The organism is Fructilactobacillus sp. X7R9C1, assembly GCF_059901005.1.
Genome location: NZ_JBWXVG010000004.1, coordinates 103859 through 121079 on the forward strand (window position 1 = coordinate 103859; position 17221 = coordinate 121079).

At 38.8% G+C, this 17221-nt stretch carries 17 protein-coding genes; 2 read left to right on the forward strand and 15 right to left on the reverse strand.

The genetic code is table 11. The annotated features are described in order from the left end of the window. Window positions 1–2: 2 nt before the first annotated feature. Window positions 3–530: a GNAT family N-acetyltransferase gene (locus AC6UD0_RS04235; protein WP_500694420.1), complete on the reverse strand. Its 528-nt coding sequence runs from the start codon at window positions 528–530 to the stop codon at window positions 3–5. A 157-nt stretch (window positions 531–687) separates the two neighbouring features. On the opposite strand from AC6UD0_RS04235, the gene AC6UD0_RS04240 reads away from it, so the two are divergent. After that, complete coding sequence (locus AC6UD0_RS04240; RefSeq protein WP_500694323.1) at window positions 688–1569, forward strand: 3-hydroxyacyl-CoA dehydrogenase; 882 nt, start codon at window positions 688–690, stop codon at window positions 1567–1569. 44 nt (window positions 1570–1613) lie between these two features. On the opposite strand, the gene AC6UD0_RS04245 is transcribed toward AC6UD0_RS04240, so the two are convergent. From AC6UD0_RS04245 to cdaA, 12 genes are all read right to left on the reverse strand, one after another. Then, window positions 1614–2954 carry a dihydrolipoyl dehydrogenase family protein gene (locus AC6UD0_RS04245; RefSeq protein ID WP_500706784.1) on the reverse strand — a complete coding sequence of 447 codons (1341 nt, stop codon included), beginning with the start codon at window positions 2952–2954 and terminating at the stop codon, window positions 1614–1616. A gap of 81 nt (window positions 2955–3035) precedes the next feature. Continuing rightward, a complete protein-coding gene (locus AC6UD0_RS04250; RefSeq protein WP_500706785.1) occupies window positions 3036–3638 on the reverse strand; it encodes a cation efflux transmembrane domain-containing protein in 603 nt (200 codons plus the stop codon). Beyond that, complete coding sequence (locus AC6UD0_RS04255) at window positions 3628–3948, reverse strand: ArsR/SmtB family transcription factor (RefSeq protein WP_500694320.1); 321 nt, start codon at window positions 3946–3948, stop codon at window positions 3628–3630. Before AC6UD0_RS04255 ends, AC6UD0_RS04250 begins: the two co-directional genes overlap by 11 nt. Before the next feature lie 87 nt (window positions 3949–4035). Continuing rightward, on the reverse strand, window positions 4036–4284 hold the full coding sequence (locus AC6UD0_RS04260; RefSeq protein ID WP_500694319.1) for a hypothetical protein: 249 nt from the start codon (window positions 4282–4284) through the stop codon (window positions 4036–4038). Between the two features lie 50 nt (window positions 4285–4334). Next, on the reverse strand, window positions 4335–5162 hold the full coding sequence (locus tag AC6UD0_RS04265; protein WP_500708222.1) for an HAD-IIB family hydrolase: 828 nt from the start codon (window positions 5160–5162) through the stop codon (window positions 4335–4337). A 95-nt stretch (window positions 5163–5257) separates the two neighbouring features. After that, window positions 5258–6301, reverse strand: coding sequence for a lactonase family protein (locus AC6UD0_RS04270; RefSeq protein WP_500708223.1), 1044 nt, complete (start codon window positions 6299–6301; stop codon window positions 5258–5260). A 102-nt stretch (window positions 6302–6403) separates the two neighbouring features. Further along, window positions 6404–6718, reverse strand: a complete 315-nt coding sequence (locus AC6UD0_RS04275) for a hypothetical protein (protein ID WP_500696028.1) — start codon at window positions 6716–6718, stop codon at window positions 6404–6406. A gap of 60 nt (window positions 6719–6778) precedes the next feature. Next, on the reverse strand, window positions 6779–7924 hold the full coding sequence (locus AC6UD0_RS04280; protein ID WP_500708225.1) for an ABC transporter ATP-binding protein: 1146 nt from the start codon (window positions 7922–7924) through the stop codon (window positions 6779–6781). Between the two features lie 145 nt (window positions 7925–8069). Continuing rightward, a complete protein-coding gene (glmS, locus tag AC6UD0_RS04285; protein ID WP_500694314.1) occupies window positions 8070–9887 on the reverse strand; it encodes a glutamine--fructose-6-phosphate transaminase (isomerizing) in 1818 nt (605 codons plus the stop codon). Window positions 9888–10088: 201 nt separating this feature from the next. After that, window positions 10089–11441, reverse strand: coding sequence for a phosphoglucosamine mutase (glmM, locus tag AC6UD0_RS04290; protein WP_500708226.1), 1353 nt, complete (start codon window positions 11439–11441; stop codon window positions 10089–10091). Between the two features lie 17 nt (window positions 11442–11458). Continuing rightward, entirely contained in the window at window positions 11459–12430 is a 972-nt protein-coding gene (locus AC6UD0_RS04295) for a CdaR family protein (protein ID WP_500694312.1), read from the reverse strand. Between the two features lie 2 nt (window positions 12431–12432). Then, window positions 12433–13281 carry a diadenylate cyclase CdaA gene (cdaA, locus tag AC6UD0_RS04300; protein WP_500694311.1) on the reverse strand — a complete coding sequence of 283 codons (849 nt, stop codon included), beginning with the start codon at window positions 13279–13281 and terminating at the stop codon, window positions 12433–12435. 167 nt (window positions 13282–13448) lie between these two features. Between cdaA and AC6UD0_RS04305 the strand changes: the two genes are divergently transcribed. Next, window positions 13449–14099 (forward strand): DUF1361 domain-containing protein, encoded by a 651-nt coding sequence (locus AC6UD0_RS04305; RefSeq protein ID WP_500694310.1) that lies wholly within the window; start codon window positions 13449–13451, stop codon window positions 14097–14099. Window positions 14100–14136: 37 nt separating this feature from the next. Here AC6UD0_RS04305 and AC6UD0_RS04310 read toward each other — a convergent pair whose 3' ends face one another. Together AC6UD0_RS04310 and murB are read right to left on the reverse strand one after the other, a co-directional pair. Continuing rightward, the gene (locus AC6UD0_RS04310) at window positions 14137–16248 is read right to left on the reverse strand and encodes a cation:proton antiporter (RefSeq protein WP_500708228.1); all 2112 of its coding nucleotides are present in this window, start codon (window positions 16246–16248) and stop codon (window positions 14137–14139) included. A 15-nt stretch (window positions 16249–16263) separates the two neighbouring features. Then, window positions 16264–17163, reverse strand: a complete 900-nt coding sequence (gene murB, locus AC6UD0_RS04315; RefSeq protein WP_500696024.1) for a UDP-N-acetylmuramate dehydrogenase — start codon at window positions 17161–17163, stop codon at window positions 16264–16266. Window positions 17164–17221: the final 58 nt, after the last annotated feature.

Genomic DNA, 17221 nt, shown 5'->3' on the forward strand with positions numbered 1-17221 from the left:
ACTTACTTAATGTTACCACTAATTGGCTTTTCCATTATCAAATCACGCTGAGCACTCTTGCCAAGTTGAAATACATGATCCCCTACCGGCTTAAATCCCATTTTTTGATAAAACTTCAGTCCAGCATTATTATGTTCCCACACACCAAGCCAAACCTTTCCTTTCCCTTTTTTCTGCGCCTCATTAACAGCCAAATCAATCAATTCGGTTCCTAGACCGTGACGTTTAAATTCTTTTTTCAAATAAATTCGTTCTACTTCTAAGAGATGCGGACCCATTTCTTCAGATTGAGCATCATCAACGTTTAACTTTAGATAACCAGCTAACTTTCCATCAACGTAGGCAAAATAAAATTGAGAATTAGGATCAGAAATTTCATTCTTTAATTTTTCCGGATCGTAAGCATTATCCAAGTATTGATTTAAATTTTCAGGTTTATTTTCGGTTCCAAACGTCTCGGCAAACGTTTCCCGACTAATGGCTCGTAAAGCACTAATATCATCAATCGTTACCCTTCTAATCTCACTCATCATTTTGAACCTCCATTAACAATTTAGTTAATATTTTAACTAATTTACTCTGGCTTGCAACCATTGTCATTTATAACAGATAAAGAAGGTTGCTTAAGCGCTTTCACTAGCATAGAATAGAAGTGGATAATAAGTAAATATATAGGAGGAAATCACCATGACATTCAATAACGTTGTCATTGTCGGTGGAGGCACCTTAGGCTCACAAATTGCTTTCATGTCGGCTTTTCACGGAAAAAACACTACTATTTGGGGCCGTTCAGACGGCTCACTCGATCGTGCTAAGGCGCGAGTAGCTCGTTGGGAAAAAGCAGTAAAAAAAGACATTGGAGCTACCGATGAACAGGTCAAGAACGCAGAGGAACATCTCCATTACACCACTGATTTAAAGGCCGCTCTTAAGGGTGCTGACTTAGTTATCGAGGCTCTTTCTGAGGATCCAGATGTTAAAAATGACTTTTACAAAAAGTTCAACGATTTAGCTGATCCAGATACTGTTATCGTTACTAACACTTCGACTTTACTACCATCACAGTTTGCTGATGCTACTGGTCGTCCTGACAAGTATTTGGGTTACCACTTCGCTAACTCAATTTGGAAAAACAATACCGCTGAAATCATGTCACAATCTAAAACTAATAAGGATCTTCCAAAAGAGATGGAACAGTTTTCACGTGAAATTGGAATGGTTCCAATCCTAGTTAACAAGGAACAACCGGGTTACCTATTGAACTCACTGTTAGTACCATTTCTATCAGATGCTTTAGTCCTCTGGAACAATGGCGTTTCTGATCCTGAAACGATCGATAAGGCATGGATGATTGGAACTGGTGCACCACTTGGTCCATTCGCCATTATGGACATTATTGGGATGAAAACCATGTATGATATCACTAAGATGTCAACTAACCCAGAAGTTAAAAAGGCTTCCGAAAAATTCAAGGATATGATTGACCAAGGTAACATTGGTCTTGAATCCGGTAAAGGCTTTTACACTTATCCAGATCCTGATTTCAGAAAACCGGAATTTCTTAAATAGAATTAGATACAAAAAAAAGTTCGCCATTTGGCGAACTTTTTATTTTATAGATGATTCAAAGTCTCAGAACCAAGTGTTGGGAACAATGGGATCAATTCGCTCATCTTTTCTGGTGAGATGTGATACTCAACAAATGGTGCCAAAGTACTAATAACGTTATCAGCTTCAGAACTGATCTCAGTAGCACCTACTAGGTAACCTTGTTTGTCGGTGATTGAAATGGTCTTACCTTTGTTCTCTTGCATTGCAAATCTGAACCAATCAGTGGCAAGGTCTGATTCTTTAACATCATACTTATCAGGGTTGGCCTTAGCTTCGTCAACACTAACACCGATCTCAGCAATTCGTGGTGATGAGAAAACTGCACTTGGAACAGCTGGATACTTAATTGGATCAGTAGTAGCACCAGTAAATAACTTGGTAAGGTACATTGACTCGAAAATGGCAGTTGGAGTTAACTTACCAACTTGTTTATCAAGAACATCGCCAGCAGCGTAAATGCTGTCAACTGAAGTTTGAAGATGATCATCAACTTTGATTCCGTTCTTATCGTAATCAACACCAACTTCTTTAAGACCAAATCCTTCAACGTTCGGATCACGGCCAGTTGCGTCAAGAACCCAATCAGAGTCAATGTCGTCTTTGTTAGTCTTGACTACAAAACCATCACCTGATTTTTCGATTGATTCAGGATCAACGTTTCGAATGATTTGAACTCCTTGAGATTCAAGATCTTTAAGTAATGACTCAACAAATGGTTGATAAAACTTTCTTAAGGCCTTGTCATGGTGCAATAGGATGGTAACCTTAGTTCCAGCATTTGCTGCGATGGTAGCAAATTCAATGGCAATGTATCCACCACCGATAACGGTCATGTGTTCTGGTTGTTTTTCTAAGTTCAAGAAATCAGTTCCATCGTATGCCAAGTCAGCACCGGGAATATCAATCTTGTGATAATGAGCTCCAGTTGCTACAACAAGTTTATCAGCGGTGTACTTGGTACCGTCAACGTCGATGGTGTGCGCATCAACGATCTTTCCATACCCATGGATCACATCGATGCCAACACTCTTTAGACCTTGTTCGATTCCACCAGGTAATTGACTGATAACTTCTTTTTCATGCTTAACGTTATCGGCCCAATTGATCTTAGTAGTTCCATCTAAGCCGTGTCCTTGGAAGTTATCAACGTCTTTTTTCATCTTAACTGGGAAGTCTAAAGCAATCTTAGCGTTACATCCACGGTTAGGACAAGTTCCACCAATCTTGCCAACTTCAATAATGCCAGCTTTTTTACCCTTTAGGGCCAATGGAATAGCACCGTTAAAAGCACCATGTCCACTTCCTAAATACAATACATCAAATTGATAATTGTTTTCACTCATACTTAACACCTCACCTTTTAGTTTTGTACAACTAAACTTTATACAATTATTATTATAGTTCTATAATTGCACTTGTCAAGATTAGCTCTCCACAAGACATTCTAATGCCTCCTTACCAATAAGGAAAACAATTAGAATTGCTGCTGCTGAATCGATCCACCAAATATGGAAAAAATAATTAAGCAAAACTCCGATAAGCACCGTCCCAGCAAGATAAGCACAAGTAACACTACACATGGCATCCTGAATTAAAGCGTTAGAACCAATTACTTTCCCAATCCAATACTTAGCATAGGCGATCATTGGCATGATAATAAGAGACAAAATAGAAATGATGATCCCCATCAGACTGCCATCAGCACCTTCATGCTGAAACAAATTATATCCAGAAGTAACTAGAATATAGACACACAGAAGGAGCAAAATGATGCTAACGATCTTCGTGGCAACCTTATCCACTCGATTAATGTCAATTTTTGAACTCCCTTTAAACTCAATTTCCAAACGAAATAGTAAAACAAATCCAGCAATAATCTCCATCAAACTATCAAGACCAAACGCAATTAATACAATTGAGTGGGCATCGATCCCGGCCTTTAAGCCAACCGAAAATTCTACTATCATCCAAGCAATCGCAACCATCTCAATTATCATTCCATACCCAACCACGTTTTTAGTTTCCATGTTTGACACCCCTTACCACGTGATCCGAATGAGCTAGTCCTTCATTTACAATGTCCATAATATGAGGATCATCCAGGCGATAATAATTTGACTTGCCCTTCCGTTCGCTACTTACCAATTGATGCTTTTTAAGCATTGCCAATTGATGAGAAGTAGCTGATTGTTCAAGTCCAAGTTCCTCACTAATCTCACCAACGTTGAGTAAGTGATTTTCTAACAACACTAACATTTGAATCCGAACCGGATTACTCAAAATTTTAAATAACTCATGAGCTTCTTCTAATTTTTTGGGATTAATCTTAGAATCCATGATTTTCTCCTTATATATGTAATTTATTTCATATGAATACATTATCATATGTATCCTAATAAAAAAAGCCACAACGGCTAATTCATTTTAATCCTTGATTCCATGACTTTTAAAAACAATCTGATTAATAGCGTGATCAATGTCACCAAAGTCAGAAAAAGCCTGGTTAATTGCATCGTTAATCGTAACTTCATCTGAAATCTTAGCTAATGCATCTTTTACGATTGAACGTTTCAACTCAATCTTGTACATCTCAACATCAGGAGTACTTGGATATTTTTCAAAGTACTTATCCAAACGTCCTTCAACAATGTTATTTAATTCTTCGTTATTCATTTTTAATCGCCTCACGTATATTTGTACTGTCATTACCTTACTAAATGAAACTACTGATTATCTAAAATGGTATCAATTGTCCTTAGAACCCCATCATCGTTATTATCAAACTCGGTAACGTGACCAGCGGCGTCCTTTGCCTCCCGAATGCCATTCTTCATAGCATAACTATTCGGAGTTAAATCCAACATTCCTAAATCATTCTCATTATCCCCAAATGTGACAACCTCTTCAGGATTGGCATCATATTTTTTCATCAAATAGCGCACGCCAGTTGCTTTGTCGATCCCTTTTACACCAATTAGGTCGGTATTAAAGCCAGAGTTCAAACTCTCAAGATTATCTGGAAGCATCTGTCGCATTTCATGAACTTTTCGCATCACGTTTGCACCTTGCTTAAACGTCACACCAACTTTTACTAATTGATCATCAGTGTTCTCACTTGTGATGTTAGCCAAATCATTCAAACGGACCGTATTACTATAGTATTGTTTCATTAACTGATACATTTTTTCGGGTAGCCTTTTATCTACATAAGTATGCTTAAGCCCAGATACGTTAACCCCGACAATGTCAGGGCCAAAATCATCATAAAGCATCTTTAACGTCCGTTTAATCTGATCATCATTCAGCGATTCGGCATGGACTAAATCATTTCCACGATAAATTACTGAACCATTTTGAGAAATAAAATCCATTTGGTCCCGATAATCAACAAACAGGCTTTGTAATTTATCATTCGGTCCGCCACTAGCGACGGCAAAATTAACGTTTTGGTGTTTCATTTTTTGAAACGTTTTTAAAAACTTAATCTCATCATATCGATTAGCTTCATTTAAAAAAGTTTTGTTCATATCTGTCACAATTAATTTAATCAAAATCTCCACCCCACCTGTTTAAATTAATTATATCAATTTGTTAAGGGAATGAAAAAAGTTAACGCTATAAAAGCATTAACTTTTCATTAAATTAACTATTTTCGAGGAGCAACACAGGTTCCCTCTGGTACCGCAAAATCCTTTTGAATGACAGACAACTTACCATTCTCATGATTTCGCTCGTACAAGGTTGCGTTATTAGTGTTTTGATTTACAGCAATTAGAAAGGATTGATCTGAATTAAAGTTAAAATCACGCGGAAATTCCCCTTCAGTTGAAATTACTTGAATTCGCTCTAAGTCACCATCATCTAGGACCTTAAAAACAGCAATCGAATCATTGCCACGATTAGAAACATACACAAACTTCTCATCGTTAGTTATTCGAATTGCAGCTCCACCATTAGCATCTTTGTAGTCATTGGGAATAGTTTTAACAACCTGTTGGACGGTAAAGATGCCAGCTTCTTCATTATAATCAAGAACTGCAATCTTACTACTTAGTTCACCAATTAAGTAAGCCTTTCCCGTCGATTCAGCAAAAGCAATGTGTCTTGGACCAAATCCAGGTGACAACTGAATCTCACTAACAGGAGTAATCTCACCCGCGTCAGAAACATCATACAAATAAACTCGATCCAATCCCAGGTCACAAATCACTAAGCGATCATCAGGAGTTAGATCGGCATAGTGTGGATGAGGACCACTTTGTTGTTCTGGTAGTGGACCGGTCATTCCATCGTCATGGATTCGCTGTGATTCTTTGACAGTCCCGTCACTTTCAATGTGATACGCAATGACATTACCAGTATGATAATTTGCTGTATAGACCATCTGGCGTCCTTCGTCTACAGTAATGTAGGCTGGTGAGGGACCTACTTCAATGTCTTCTTGCATTAATTTAGCTGGCATGGTGCTGCTATCAAAAACAGCAATCCCACCACGTGTTTCCGCTTCATCTTGATTACGATCAATCGCATAAATTTTATGGTCATCAGACTCAACAACATAGGTTGGACAGCTAATTTGCGCAATTAGCTGAGCATTTTCCAGCTGTTTTTTGTCTTTGTTTAATTCAATTTGATAAACGCCCTTACTAGTTTTTTGGGTATAAGTTCCAATTAAAAATTTTTCAGTCATCATCAACACCTCCAAATATTATTCATACTCATTATGCCATATTTGGTGGTTGGTGATAACAAATATTAATGATTTAATTCACAAAAAGATTAGCCAATTGATTTAACCAATATGGTTCTCTTTTAAAATCATCTGGACTTCATGATCCATTGCTGGGGTTCGTTTCCACTCCTCAAAGTGGTCAAAGTTTTCCTTTGGCATCACATAATTCTGGTTAACATAGTTCTCGTAATTAATGACATGAACGGAGTGAGGAATGTTTAGTTGAAGGATTCGAACCTGTTTAATCATTTTTCGTTCTGCAGCAAGCTCAGCTCGTCCGTTCTGCACCATGTTGCTGATTTCAAGGTACTTAGAACCATCTAATCGCGTAATTTCCTCAATCAATGTAAATGTTTCATGACTCTTCATTGCCATCTAAATCTTCCTCCTAAACAAAAATGCTATTATTCACTTTGATGAATAATAGCAAAATTTTTATCGTTGTCCCCAGGCATGTTTCTCAAGTTGCTTGTATTCATGCTTAGTGACCATTACTGATTTTCCATTTTTCTTTTGGTACCTCATCTTCTTACTTGGATGAACAATGTAACTTGGGTGTCTAACAACAGCCATCGTTGGATGACCAGATACATTTACCAAGCAAAAGAAAATCATGGCAAATAAAACCGCCCACGTCATAACCTTAGTGGTCAATGGCATCTTTTCTTGAATAACTTCACTATAGAACCGCTTATGGATGGTTCGTGCTGGATTAGGATCATTCGGGTGATCCTCAGCATACTCATTAGTAATTTCTTTTTGATACTTATTAATATCAAAATTCTTCTGAATGGTCTTTTCTTTTTTCTGGAATTGTTTTTTCTCTTTTTTGCTTAACGATTTAAACCACTTGATGAACTTCTGATATTCGGAGACGACTTCTTCCATCGGACCAATTTTCCGTAGCTTCCCGTAGTTAATCCAAGCAACCCGATCACACAACAGACGCACCTGCTTTAGTGAATGAGATACAAAGATAATGGTCTTACCTTCTTCTTTGAATTCATCAATCTTATCAACGCATTTTTGGTAGAAAGTATCGTCACCAACGGACAAGGCTTCATCAATAATCAAAATGTCTGGCTTAATGTGAACGGCAATGGCAAAGCCAAGTCGGGACCTCATACCACTAGAATAGTCTTTTACTGGTTGATCAACAAAATCACCAATATCAGCAAAGGCAATGATATCATCCATCATGTCATCAATTTGGTGGTTTGTAAGTCCCTGCATCAATGACTTCATTCGGATGTTTTCACGGCCAGTTAAATTCTTTCTCAAGCCAGCGTTAATTGCCACGATCGAAGTATCTCCGCGCACGTCAACTTGGCCGGTCGTTTGCGGAATAATGCCAGAAATAATGTTAGAAATGGTTGACTTTCCTGAACCATTTACACCAATGATTCCCAATGCTTCACCAGGCTGAACGGTAAATGAAATTCCCATCAAAGACCAAAAATGTGGGGTTTTATTTTTCCTTGATAATGAGAAAAACGACTTTAACTTGTCAGATTGAGTCTTGAACATGTCATACTCTTTGGTGACATCTTGTACTTTAATTTTATAATTTTTTTCAGTCATGGTTTACTTCCTAAATTCAAAATTACAACTGACACGATAATAAAATAATACGAGAAAATTACTAAAATGTAAAGAAAGTTCAGTACTCAACGATGCTTCAACAACATAATAAAAGAGCTACCAAGAATGGTAGCTCTTAAAAACATTATTCAACTGTAACACTTTTAGCAAGGTTTCTTGGACGATCAACGTTCAATCCCTTGTTCAAACTAGTGTAATAAGCAATTAGTTGAGCTGGAATGACACTAAGCAGCGGTGTTAACAACTCATCAACGTCTGGGATAACAAACGTATCACCATCTTGAGCTAGACTTTGTCGCACGATCGTCAAAGCACTGGCACCACGAGCTGCAGTTTCTTCCAGATTACTACGAGTTAATCCAGCGGTCTTCTTCTGGGTGATAATACCAATCACTGGAGTGCCCTTTTCAATCAATGCAATCGTTCCGTGCTTAAGTTCACCAGAAGCAAAGCCTTCCGCATGGACATAAGAAATTTCTTTTAACTTCAACGCTGCTTCAAGGGAAACAGTGTAATCAACCCCACGGCCGATGTAAAAGGCCTGTTTAGCATCAACGAAATATTTCTTAGCAATTTCATCAATCTTATCTTTTTCTTCAACAATTGACTGCATCCCAGTCGCAACCAAACCCAATTGTCGTGCTAAATCAAAATCTTTTGCGACCTGACGATTACCCCGCATACCAACGGCCTTTGCCAAAATGGCTTGGATTGCAATTTGAGCAGTATATGCTTTAGTTGAAGCAACTGAAATTTCTGGACCAGCATTAAGCAACATCGTGTAAGTTGCTTCGCGTGACAAGGTCGAATTAGCAACATTAGTAATGGTTAAACTAGGGAAATGATGCTTGTTAACGTTCACTAAAACTTCCCGACTGTCAGCGGTCTCCCCACTTTGAGTCAAAAAGATAAAGAATGGTTTCTTAGAAAGCAATGGATCTTCGTAAGCAAACTCGGATGAGACGTGCACTTCAGTTGGAATTCCAGTGTACTTCTCCATCAAATCTTTACCGACTAATCCAGCATGATAACTGGTACCAGCACCCACGATATAGATTCGATCTGAATCAAGGATGGTATCCATTACGCCACAACCAACGTTCATGTTTCCGTCTGCATCAAAGTACTCTTTAACTAATTTTCTCATGACATTGGGTTGTTCATCAATCTCTTTAAGCATGTAGTAAGGATAAGTCCCCTTATCAGACGCACTTGGATCAATGGTTACCTTGAACTGATGACGCTCTACTGGCTTACGGTTTTCATCAAGGATGGTTACCTTATCAGGCTTTACGATCGCAACGTCACCATCAACCACCTCAAGAAAAGTATCAGTAACGTCTAACATGGCAATTGAATCAGAGCATACTACGTTGAAACCGTCACATAATCCAATCAACATGGGGCTTTTGTTTTTGGCTGCATATAAAGTATCTGGATCTTCTTTATCCATTAAGATAAAAGCATATGAAGAATTTTTAAGGAGTGAAAGCATCTTAATGAAGGCATCCTTCGTGCTCATTTTGTCTTCAGTCACAAACTTATCAACCAATTGGACCGCCACTTCGGTGTCAGTTTGACTATGAAACTTAACGTCTGATAAGTATTCTTTCTTCAATTGTTCATAGTTTTCGATCACACCATTGTGAACCAGATAGAAACGATTGTCATCTGAGAATTGAGGATGAGCATTTTCAATGTTCACTCCACCATGAGTGGCCCAACGAGTGTGCCCAATTCCAGCAGTTCCCTGAACCTCTGGTCCAATTTTTTTCTTTAAATCGTCGATACTTCCAGTTGTTTTCACTAAATAATCTTTGTGGTCTTTTCCTTCCACAAAGATTCCGGCTGAATCATATCCTCGATATTGTAATTTTTCTAATCCATTAACTAAAATGGATGTCGCATTCTTATTGCCTGTAACTCCAACGATTCCGCACATGGGAATGACCTCTCTTTAAAATTGGTATAGATGTATTTAAATTTTATTTATATACTTAACATCTTTGATAATAATGGTTTCACAAGTGTTTGTCAAATATAAGTTAGAATTGGTATAGCACCGATGAACGAAATTTAATAAAAATTTAAGCATAATAAAAGAGTTAACAAACGTTAACTCTTTTATTAATTCGTGATTGCTTTATTCAATTCCCATGTCGTCTCTAACAACGTCGGCAATTTTGTTCGCATACTTATCACTTTCTTTTTGAGTCGGAGCTTCCACCATAACTCTTAGCAGCGGCTCAGTCCCACTTGGTCGAACCAAGACACGACCATTCCCATTCATTTCATCTTCAACATCATCAATGGCCTTTTTAACATTGTCATGATCCATCGCGTGCTTTTTGTCAGAAACCTTCACGTTAACAAGACTTTGAGGATATTTTTTCACTTCGTCTGCTAATTCGGAAAGTGATTTACCGGTTTCTTTCATAATATGCATTAATTGCAGACTGGTTAGCATCCCATCGCCAGTGGTATTAAAGTCCAAAAACACAATGTGACCGGACTGTTCGCCACCTAGATTGTAACCATTGGCTTTCATTGATTCAACCACGTATCGGTCCCCAACTTTAGTTTTCACACTATTTAAGCCGTTGGCTTCCATGGCTTTGTACATTCCGAGGTTACTCATCACTGTCGTAACAATGGTGTCATGCTTTAATCGACCATTAGCATCCATATACTTACCACAGATGTACATAATCTTATCACCATCAACGATGTTTCCCTTTTCATCGACAGCAATGCACCGATCACCATCACCATCAAAGGCAATTCCTAACTGGGAACCATTTTCAACAACCATTTTTTGCAACTGTTCTGGGTGAGTGGAACCGACGTTATCATTAATGTTTAGTCCATTAGGTGAGGTCGCCATTGTTTTAAAGTCAAGGCCAAGGTCAGCGTAAAGACGGGGAACCAAGTTGCTGGTAGCCCCATTTGCGGCATCAACTGACACCTTAATCCCACTTAATTCATCTGGAATCGTTTGGGACAGAAAGTGAAGATACTTTTGCGATGCTTCGGTGTACTCTGCTGAAGTGCCTAATCCCTTTGCTGAGGGACGTGGTAAGTTATCAGTATCACTTTCAAGAATCTTCTCGATGTCAGCCTCGATGTCATCGGACAATTTATATCCGTCACCGCCAAAGAATTTAATTCCATTGAACTCAGCGGGATTATGTGAAGCCGTAATCATAACTCCGGCATCAGCACTTTGATCTCTAACCAAGTATGCTACTCCGGGGGTAGTGACAACTCCGAGTTGAACCACCTCAATTCCAACGGACAACATTCCAGCTACCAAAGCATCTTCCAACATCTGTCCAGAAATTCGTGTATCTCTTGATACCAAGACACGTGGCTGATGATCTTGAACACTGTGCTTAGTCAGAGCATAACCACCTGCACGACCAGCCCGAAAGGCCAATTCTGGGGTTAAGTCTTTATTCGCAACTCCTCTAATTCCATCTGTTCCAAAATATTTCATATATAGTCCTCACTTTATTACTTATTCTTTGCGTTAATCTGTACTTTAACCGTTTCCGGATCCAAGCCACTTACTTTGGAGTTACCCGCATCAAGTGAAACCGTCTTAGTATTATCACCAGACATGTTTTCGACATCAACGTCGGCATTAACCGAATTAATCCCATCAATCGTGTCTTTATCACCTAACAATAACACATCAGATGGATCACACTTAACGTCATAGGTCTTACTAGCCTGCTTATTAACTAAATTAACCTTGACTGGTACCCTCTTATTATCACCTGCTGAAACCGGTAAATCAACCGAACTTGTTGATGGGGTAATAATAACGTTGATGGTCTTTCCTTTTTTGTCTAAAGCCTCAATCACCGCATCCTGTTTTATATCACGCTTGGTGTTAGGCTTCAAGTTAGTTTTAGCAACTACTGAATCAATTCGATTAATTTGATCACTCGGTCCAGTCACTTTTGCAGAACTGACGTCTAACGACGGCTTTCCGGCCTTATAACCAGAAGCAATGTTTTTCTTGTCGTAGACAGCTTTTACGGGGAACTTAACGGTCCGGCGTGGTTGAATGTTAACTTTAATGCGAGCAGGTTTAATCTTACTCTTAATGTCAGAATTTAGACCCTGCTGTTGTAATTTAACGATGTGTTCTCCGGGCCCCAAATTACTAAGGTTAGCGTACACCTTAAAGTTCTGGGTATTAGCGGTTGTAGTGACTAACGCCGACGGTCCTGACAACTGGACGTTAACTTTTTCTGGATAACCAATTACAAAATACTTGTCTGAGTTTACGTTGAGCTGTAATGGAACTGACAGTGTCTTGGTTTTATTAGCTGCCATCTGGGTGCTTTTAGTCGAATTACTGGTACTGTTAGTGAGACCCATATCATTTTTGCCATCATGAACATAGAAAAACAATGCAATTGTAAAGACTAGTGCCAAGATAGCATAGAATAATTTACTCCGAAAAGATTTTTTCATGGCTACTTGTCACCTCCGAAATGCTTCTGAAAGAAACTAATCGCACGAGTCACAATCGTTGGATGTTGCTCTTGTCGATCACGAGGAATCAACTGACTTCTCAGGTATTTCAGGTAATCCTCCTGAGTCATCCCACGAAGAAGCTCATTGTTTCTAGTGATTGAAACTTCTCCCGTTTCTTCTGAGATAACAATCGTTAAAGCATCGGAAACTTCCGAGATTCCAACCGCCGCACGATGACGAGTCCCCAATTCCTTAGGGATCAAATTACTCTGCGATAACGGTAAGTAGGCAGCCGCTGCAGCAATCTTATCATCCTTAATGATGACCGCTCCGTCATGAAGAGGCGTATTGGGAATAAAAATGTTAATTAATAACTGACTTGAAATGTCAGCATCAAGCTTAATCCCGGTCTCAATGTATTCTTCTAGCCCGGTATGCATTTGAATGGTGATTAACGCTCCAATTCGACGCTTGGACATGTATTGAATTGCTCCATCTAAAGCATTAATCATTTTTTTGGCTTTTTCATCCTGATTCTGGGTTGCTCTAAATAGTGATCCGCGTCCTAATTTTTCAAGTCCGCGTCTAATTTCAGGTTGGAAGATGATAATGCATCCAATAACTCCCCAATTGATAATTTGATCAAGAATCCAAGATACCATCGTCAGTCCTAAATACCAACTGGCAATTTTAGCGATAATAATTACAATAATGCCGCGAAAAAGTTGCACTGCCCGAGTGCCACGAAGAAGCATGATTAACTCGTATATCACGAGCCAGACAACCAATATATCAATTAAGTTGCTTAGGTTATGTAATGTAAATAAGCTACTCCAATCAATCCCCATAGAACGACCTCCAATTTGTATATTATTATATCACTGAATTATTGCTGAAATAAAGGCAGTTAACTAATTCCAAATGTTAAAAAAATTAAATTCTATGGTTAAATTTCTAGTTTTTTTTGCTAATTTGGGGTTTAATTTATATATAGAAGAAAAGGGGTCAAATTATAATGTCACAAAATAAAAGATGGCAAGTTAGAATATTTTTCATTGGGTGGATCGTGCTTTTATTCATGTTTCTACGTGATACACGCTTCGGTTTTTTAGCGCTCAACACCCTTTTAGGATACATCCCAATTGAACTTAGTTTCCACATCGGTAACAAACCACACCAAAATAGTTTCGTGTTCTGGATCCTATCACTTCTGTGGTTATTGTTCTATCCCAATTCACCCTACATTCTGACCGACCTACTTCATCTCGCTTGGCTACATCCTGATGAAGCCAATGGGTTACTTCGACTTGATCCGCACGTCTGGTTTTTATACACATGCCTGATGATCAGTGCATTAAGCTGTGCCTTTATCGGTTTCTGGAGTTTAGTCCACGTTGCTAAGGCCATTGACGTTAAAATTCATTTATCCGGTAATTTTTCTAACTTCGTTACAATTGTGATTCTAACGGTTGCAAGTTCCATCGGACTATTCATTGGACGGTTTATGCGAGTCCACACAATTTACCTCATCCTTTCACCTAGGATGTACATTCGACCATTTTTAAACATGTGGAATATGCACATGGTCGTATTCGTATTTTTGATGACCGTTCTACAGTTAATGATCTACTGGATTTATTCCATTATCAGTAATAATAAGGAATAATATAAAATCCCCCACTTATCAATAAGTGGAGGATTTTTTAGTTATCATTCAACATTAGCGTTTCCTTATAATTAATGTCCTGACGCAAGTGAAGCCCCATCGCGTGACTAACTTTTTTATTATTAATCAATTGTTCCACAGCGCGACGTTCTGCTTCCAGTGCAACCGACCGCAATCTTAATAACTGATACTCAAAGACTTCATCATCTTCGTCGGGATCATCGTATGAATTGGCCCGTTCAATCTGACTCTGATAGAAAGTGACAATAAAGTGAACAATTTGTGAGTCAAAGTCCTGACCATTAATATCGCTTCGACTTAAAAAGTCTGAAATAGCATCAATGGCGGCCTGATCACCAACAATCGTAACAAGGCGTAATTCACTCTTGGTCTTTTTACTTTCTGATTCACTTACCTGCCAGGTTTTAATGGAATGAAGAATCGATGAAAACCATCCCGGATAGTACCAGTGGTTTTTTCGATAGCCGTCGTAACCATTTGCAAACATTCGACGTTCCTCACGATTAATCCTTCGATTTGCAATCCAGTAAGTATCTTTTGAGATTTGTTGTTCACGATACAAATCTTTAACCGCGTCACGTTTCCCCTTTAAAGCAACTCGTCTCAAACTAAGTTCTTCATTGAGAGACGTACTTTCTGCACTATCGTCTCTCGTCTTTCTTAAAAGTTTTCGTAACTCAACCTGATAATCCAAAACAATATCATATACCGCTCGTTCATTATCATTGGTCTTATTATTTTCAAGACTGACAATGGCACTCTTTACGATGTAAATCCGAGCAGCATCTTCCGAAATATAGCCCTCCTGCTCATCTTCTTCATCTTCCGTCTCATCATCATCTTCATCCTTATCAATCAATGAGGCTCGGGTCTGAAGTGAACTAGCATCTGGGGAAATGATTGGCAAGATAATGGTAGCCGCAACTAAACTGATCACGATAACCATTGCGGCAATAAAAAGCATCAAAGAACGGTCGGGAAACTCCTTTCCATTCGATAAGAATGCGGGAACCGAAAGAATTCCTGCCATGGTAATGGCACCACGAACCCCGGAAATTCCAGCCAATAGCGCAACCGACAAACTGGGCTTCTTATTGGACCGTTTAGTAATGTAGTACGAAAAGAATTCGTATCCTAAAATCCAGACCACTCGAATTACCAAAAGAGCCACCCAAACGGCAAAAGCAATCCCAAAGGATGCTAAAGTTCGATATTCCGATCCATTGATGACCACCCTAGTAGCAACCGGTAATTCAATACCTAAGATTAAAAACACAATCCCGTTTAAACAGTAAACAATGACATCCCAAGTACGATTGGTCAACAAGTTGACTTCCGGTGACTTGGTATTGGTAACGTTAGTCTGTAAGTGATCAATAATCCCAGCGGCAACCACCGCAATAACTCCCGAAGCATGAAGAAGATCTTCAGCAATTACATAAATAATAAACGGTGTCAAGATGTGCAGGACGACGTTAAAAATCACGTCATTGAAGTGTACCTTTAATAATAAATTACGAAGAACAATAATTAAAGACATTCCAACAATTCCAACGATCAAACCCACTAGTGCGGTATAAACAAAATCAACCGCAGCGTGCTCCAAAGAAAAGTAACCGGTGACAACTGCAGCAATCGCATATTTAAACGCAATTAGTCCACTAGCATCGTTAATCAAGCTCTCACCTGATACTAGATGCAAAATATTACTTGGAAGATGAACACGCTTTGAGATGGACTGAACGGCAATTGGATCGGTTGGAGATAAAATCGCAATTAGAGCAAAACAGGCTGCCAGTGGCATTGATGGTACTAACAAATTAACGAAATAACCGCCAATAATGGTTGTAATGAACACCAACCAGATGGCATTTTCAAAAATGGGGCCACGTAATTCCCAAAGTTCTCGTTTTGGAAAGTCACGACCATCATTAAATAGCAATGGTGCGATGAACAGCAATAAAAACCAGTCCGTGTTTAAATCAATTTTGAATTTAAAGAATAATGCTAATCCTAAACCAAGTAAAATTTGAATCAAACTAACTGGAATCTTAGTGACATAGTGAGAGATAATGCTAGAAAGCAGGACTAAAACTATTAATGTGATGACTGCCTCAACTATTACCATAAGCTATGTTTCCTCCTATTTTGGCTCACCAATAATTCGAACCTCAGTCTCAAGGTGAACCCCATTATCTTTATACACAGTTTCCTGAACGTGCTTAATCACATTCAAATAATCAGTAGCGGTGGCACCACCAACGTTAATGATAAATCCGGCGTGTTTTTTTGACACTTCAGCTCCGCCAGAGCGATATCCCTGTAGTCCAGCATCGTGGATCAGCTTTCCAGCAAAGTATCCTTTAGGACGCTTGAAAACACTCCCACATGAAGGCCATTCTAAGGGTTGCTTTGATCTTCTCAGGTAGTTCAAATGATCCATCTCGTTTTGAATCTCACGTTTATTCCCGGGTTCAAGTTTAAAGGTCGCTTCCAAAACAACGTCCCCATAGTCTTGAATACTACTATGACGATAACCAAAGTCTAACTGGTCGTTGTTTAAAACAATAATCTCACCCTTACGCGTCAAAACCGTGGCTGATTCAAGTGCATATTGGGTCTCTCCCCCATAAGCACCGGCATTCATAAACACTCCGCCACCGACACTGCCAGGAATCCCAGCAGCAAATTCTAATCCAGTCAAACCGGCTTTTTGAGCAGCCTTAGTTGCATCAATGTAAGCAGCCCCAGCCTCGGCAATTACCCGATGGTCTTCAGTTCTAATGTTATTCATTTGGGTCAAAATCATGGTTAACCCACGAATTCCACCATCTCGTACGATTAGATTACTGGCATTTCCCAGCACAGTAAGCGGCATTTTAATTTCATTTGTATAATTTAATAATTCTTCGGTTTCTTTAAATGATGAAGGAAATGCAAGAAAATCAGCTTTCCCACCAGTTTTAGTCCAAGAATACTTGGAAAGTGGTTCATCTTTTAAAATTTTAATATCCTTGAATTTTTTTGTTAAATCTTCAGTCATTCGTCATTTTCCTTTCTAATTGTCCATATTACATTCTAGCACGTTATCATTATTTAAA